The sequence below is a fragment of the Streptomyces sp. NPDC042336 genome (assembly GCF_055581985.1).
On record NZ_JBVJEA010000073.1, the window covers coordinates 1 to 4747 of the forward strand.

Consider the following 4747-nt stretch of genomic DNA (forward strand, 5'->3'; position numbering starts at 1 on the left):
ACGCTCCTGCCAATCGACCGTATCGCCGCGGACCGGCCGTTCTACTCCGGCAAGCACAAGAGGCACGGGATGAACGTGCAGGTCCTCGCCGATCCCTTCGGCCGGCTGCTGTGGGCCTCGCCGACGCTGCCCGGCCGTCCACGACGTCCGTGCGGCCCGCGAGCACGGCATCGTCGACACCCTTGCCGAGGCCGGCATCCGGTGCTGGGCCGACAAGGGATACCGAGGTGCCGGCGGCACGGTCCGCATCCCGTGCTGGGGACGATGGGAGAACCTCTCCGCAGGCCAGCAGGCGGTGAACCGGTCCCATGCGAAGATCCGGGCCCTCGTCGAACAGGCCGGCGCCACCCTCAAGTCCTGGCGGCTCCTCCGCAAACTGCGATGCTCCACCACCCGGATCACCAAACTCGTCCAGGCCGTCCTCACCCTGCATCTGACCAGCTCAGAACAATGATGGAAAAGGCTCTCTACTGACTTCGGCTCGTTAGGGTGATCTGTCTCGAAGTCCCTGATGAGGCTCCGTGGTTGGTTGTATCTGCTGGTGTGTGAGATACGCGGATGGGGGCGGGCTGACGCCTGTGGGGCGGGAGCGCCGTGAGTCGGTGCGGATGCAGGCGGCCGAGCTGTTCGAGCAGGAGGTCAGGCCGCCGGAGGTCGCAAGGCGCCTGCGGGTGAGCCTGAAATCGGCCTATCAGTGGCACCAGCTGTGGCGGGACGGCGGTCGTGAGGCTCTGGCCTCCCGTGGCCCGAGCGGGTCCCGATGCCGTCTGTCCCCGCGCTGCTTGGAGAAGCTCGCCGGGTATCTCGAGCAGGGGCCGGCCGCGCACGGGTGGGTGGAGGACCAAGTGTGGACCGCGGCGAGGGTGGCCACGCTGATCGGCAGGAAGTTCCACGTCTCCTACAGCGTCTCGGGTGCCACCCGGCTGATGCACCGACGCGGCTTCAGTCCGCAGGTTCCTGCGCGGCGGGTCGCCGAGCGCGACGAGCAGGCTGTGACCGCGTGGAAGGAGGCGACCTGGGCTGAGGTAAAAGGGCCCGGGCGGTCTGCGGGGGTTACCTCTGCTTCGAGGACGAAGCCGGGTTCACCCGCCGGCCGCCCAGAGCACGTACCTGGGGCCGACGCGGAGTGACTCCGCAGGTCACGGTGAGCGGACGACGCTCAGGACGGCTGTCGGTGGCCGGGCTGATCGCGATGCGGCCCGGCTCCCGCACCCGGCTGTGCCACCGTCTGCTCACCCATCCCGCGGGCAAGGGCAAGCGCCGCAGCATGGGTGAGCGTGACTTCATCGCGCTGATCGACGGCGTCCACCAACTGGTCAAGGCGCCCATCGTGCTGGTGTGGGACCGGCTGAACACCCACGTCTCCCACGCCGTGCGTGAGCTGATCGCCGAGCGTGAATGGCTGAGGGTATTCCTGCTGCCCGCGTACTCGCCCGACCTCAACCCCGTCGAGTGGGTATGGGCGCACGTCAAGCGCAGCCTGGCCAACCTCGCCGTGGTCGCCCTGGACCGGCTCGAAGTCCTCGTACGCAACCGGCTCAAGCGCCTTCAGTACCGGCCCGACACCCTCGACGGCTTCATAGCCGGAACCGGCCTGACCCTCGACGATCCAGAGTCACCCTGAAAAGCCGAAGTCAGTAACTACGACCAGGAGGCCGTGGAGGCGTTCTGGAGCGCCTGGCGGCAGGACGTCGGCACCGGCCGTCTCCGGGCTGCGGAACGGCGTCCCGGAGACGGCCGGGGCAACCACGGAGGCGGCTGGGGCCGCGACCGACGGGACCGGGCTGTGGCCCTCGCCCTCGCCGAACTCCGCCAGGTCGGCGGCTACCGGCGCGGCATGGCCGCACAACTGGCCCGCGAACACGGCGGGAGCGAACGCGCCTGGCAGCGCGCCATGGCTGAAGCCCGGGCCCAGTACGAGCGTGAGCGTGAGTACGGCCAGGACCAGGGCCAGGGTGACGCGGGCACGGCCCCCGGCTCGAAGCGCGCCGCTGGCTGACCGCCGTGCCCTGATGCGCCTGCCCTCGTCTCCGACCGTACCGCCAACGTGTGACCATGACTCTGATCAGGCAAGCACGCCCCAACCGCGATCACGCACCAGGTCGAAATCTCCGGCAACGTCACTACTTCGGCCCCCGCTTCCTCTGCCGTCCGGCCTGCTGATGCGATGGCGGTCCCTCATACGACGACGGCCCGGCCTGTGACTGGGACCCCGCCTGCGTGTACCCCTGGTCAATGGGGAGATACTCCCGTGCTGGCCCCGCCGGGTTCATCGGATAGCCGAAACCACCGGTTTGACCGGCAGAATCCTGCACAGCAGAAGTATCCCAGGCAGACATACTCACAGGATACGACGAGGAACCCGCGGGAGCGGCGATCGACATCTCCCCCATCCCCTGAGACAAACCGACAACCTGGCTGCTGTTCGACCTATCCAGATAAGCTTTACGCGTCGCTTCTCGGTCGATGGAGTATCCACCAAGTTTATTTTTGGTCACTGACAGGCCTGCCGCCTGCAGCGCCGCCGTCTCACGCAGCCCCGCTCCCTTGCGGTTGTACTGGGTGAGGTTATTCAAACGGTTTCGCGTAGAAATTTCGCCTGGACCGGCCCCGCGACCTGCACGTTTTTCTGGCAGGACCCCCCGTTCCCCGATTGCCTCACTTTTTCCATCGAGGCCGTAAAAAGCCAGGACGGATTCAGCATTTCGTTGATCTGTAACATCCGCAATAAGATCTGATTCTGAGCGTGCCGTCTTTCTGTCAATGCTCCACTTGTCGTCCTCGTGTTCAATCAGTGGCAGACCTGCCTCGCTCAGCGCCGCTGCCTCGCGCGATCCCGCCGTGCATTGCTTTGGGCGGGTGAGCTTGCTCAAATGCCTTCGCATATTAATTTCGAATTGAGTGGCACCCGGTCTAACTGTTTCAACCGGCAGGTATCCCTTTGGGAAGATGGCCGTGCTTCCTTCATCGAGACCATAGAAAGCCCTGACGTCCATGGCTCTCCCTTGATCGTCAATATCCTGAAGGAAGCGCGATTCTGTGACTACCGCTTCTTTGTTAATGTTCCACGTGCCGTCCGGGCGTTCAGTCACTGGCAGACCTGCCGCCACCACCGCCGCCTTCTCCAGCGAACCCGCACTCCCATTGCGGTCGGTGCGGAGGAGGTCGTTCAGCCGATTTCGAACCTTATACTCGAAATAAGTGGCGCAATCCTTCTTTTTAATGGACTTCGGATGGACGCCTATGTTCAGGACGTAGTGTCTTCCGTTTGCGTCGAGGCCGTCTGCGTCGAGGAAGTTCGGGTCGAAAACGTGTGCGTCGAGGCCGTAGAAGGCACGGACGTCAGCGGCTCGTTCCTCATCTGTAGGCATGAAGTCCTCCATGGCAGGTAGCAGAGCGGACAAGGTGATCACACAACGCACCAGACGGCCGACCGGTTCAAAGCTTCGGGGTGATCTGTTCTTATGGCTCCGACAGCCATTCGACGGTCAGACCGGTGAGGGGCTGATGCACGGACGTGGCCTGCGAGAAGAGACCCTCCGAGGCGAGGGCGAGCATTCGCCCGCCGATTCGAGGGCGGTACCAAAACTTGCCCGTACCCTGAGCTTTTTCAGCATGGCCACCGATCGGGTGACTGCGGCGAGCCCGAGGTGAGGGCCGCAACGCACAAGACTCCCATGCCGTTGGGGGAGGTGTTCGAACTCGGACAATGGAGTCCCATCGCCTACGAGGCAGCACTCGACACGACAACAACTACCCTGGCCCAAGCCGCATAGCCCGTGTCCAATATTCCGGGTCAAGGCCCCTCGGTGAACTCCCCGGAGTCCGCACCCCCGTCGGTGACATCCCAGTCGACCGTCCACGTCGAGGTGGCGGTCACCGAGAACCGCTCGCCAGGCTGGGCGCTGCTGGTACGGGTAACCGGTGGCCGCAGTCTGGAGAGTCCACCATGCGCTCGCTGCCACGGTAAGGAGTGCCGGGGCCGACACAAGTGACGTTCGTACCGTCGCCCAAGGTCCAGCGGATCGAGGGGGACTGCCGCAGTCTGGTGGCTTCCCAGCGAGCCACGGCTACACGGGATCGTGGACAAGTTCTACGCCGTCGAGGTGCCCGACCAGCAGCGACACCGGCTGGGCCGCTGTGGCACGCGGGCAGGGCGTTCTGTATTCGACCGACCATCGCATCCACCGGCGACGCGACGTGATGGACCGCTCTCCCACCAGCGCGGCCACGACGGCGAACGGTGCGCGATCGTGAACGCAAGGGTCGACCCCTCGGGTTCCGACGCGCCACCGCCAACCATGCACGAACTCGTCAGGACAGCGCCGCGCGCATGTCCTCGGCGATATGCCACCTCACCCCAACAGCCAGTCCCCTGGAATGAACCGGGTGGACACCCGGCACGTTACAACGGACGGCGGGATAGTAAATTTTCTGCCGTCGAGTCTTCGATCTAGAACACAAGGGAGTTGAACCTTGCGACAGGAATACTCATCTGAGTTCAAGGTGAGCTTCGTGCGGGACTACTCAGCCACTCCGAGAGGCACGACGCTCGCCGTCCACGCAGCAGCATCAGATCCCCCCGTGAATTACGCCACGGCCCGAGGATGGGTCAGGAACCGAAATATCCTGGCTGCATTGTCTCAATCCGAGCGACAGGGCCTTCGAGAACGTCTCGAACCAGGGCGCCCTGTCGCCCCCTCCCGACCCGCCTCCGGGGCCGTGCCTCAGCCGGCCGCCCCGACAC

At 64.9% G+C, this 4747-nt stretch carries 3 protein-coding genes and 1 pseudogene; 3 read left to right on the forward strand and 1 reads right to left on the reverse strand.

Features of this window, described 5'->3' with window-relative positions:
• The 3 genes and pseudogenes from ACZ6IM_RS42195 to ACZ6IM_RS42205 form a co-directional block, all read left to right on the forward strand.
• Positions 1-454, forward strand: a pseudogene (locus ACZ6IM_RS42195) (transposase family protein); the annotation flags it as partial.
• A 91-nt stretch (positions 455-545) separates the two neighbouring features.
• Positions 546-1624, forward strand: a protein-coding gene (locus ACZ6IM_RS42200; RefSeq protein ID WP_469564540.1) for an IS630 family transposase whose coding sequence is annotated in 2 segments (ribosomal slippage) — positions 546-1044 and positions 1044-1624 — 1080 coding nt in all. Because the reading frame shifts where the segments join, the coding sequence is not laid out codon by codon here.
• Positions 1625-1657: 33 nt separating this feature from the next.
• Positions 1658-1999: a hypothetical protein gene (locus tag ACZ6IM_RS42205; RefSeq protein ID WP_319218588.1), complete on the forward strand. Its 342-nt coding sequence runs from the start codon at positions 1658-1660 to the stop codon at positions 1997-1999.
• Between the two features lie 124 nt (positions 2000-2123).
• On the opposite strand, the gene ACZ6IM_RS42210 is transcribed toward ACZ6IM_RS42205, so the two are convergent.
• A complete protein-coding gene (locus ACZ6IM_RS42210; RefSeq protein WP_398918977.1) occupies positions 2124-3383 on the reverse strand; it encodes a hypothetical protein in 1260 nt (419 codons plus the stop codon).
• Between the last annotated feature and the right edge of the window lie 1364 nt (positions 3384-4747).

Coding starts and splice junctions, on each gene's coding strand:
- ACZ6IM_RS42210 (WP_398918977.1), bottom strand. CDS start 3,383: ATGGAGGACTTCATGCCTACAGATGAGGAACGAGCCGCTGACGTCCGT.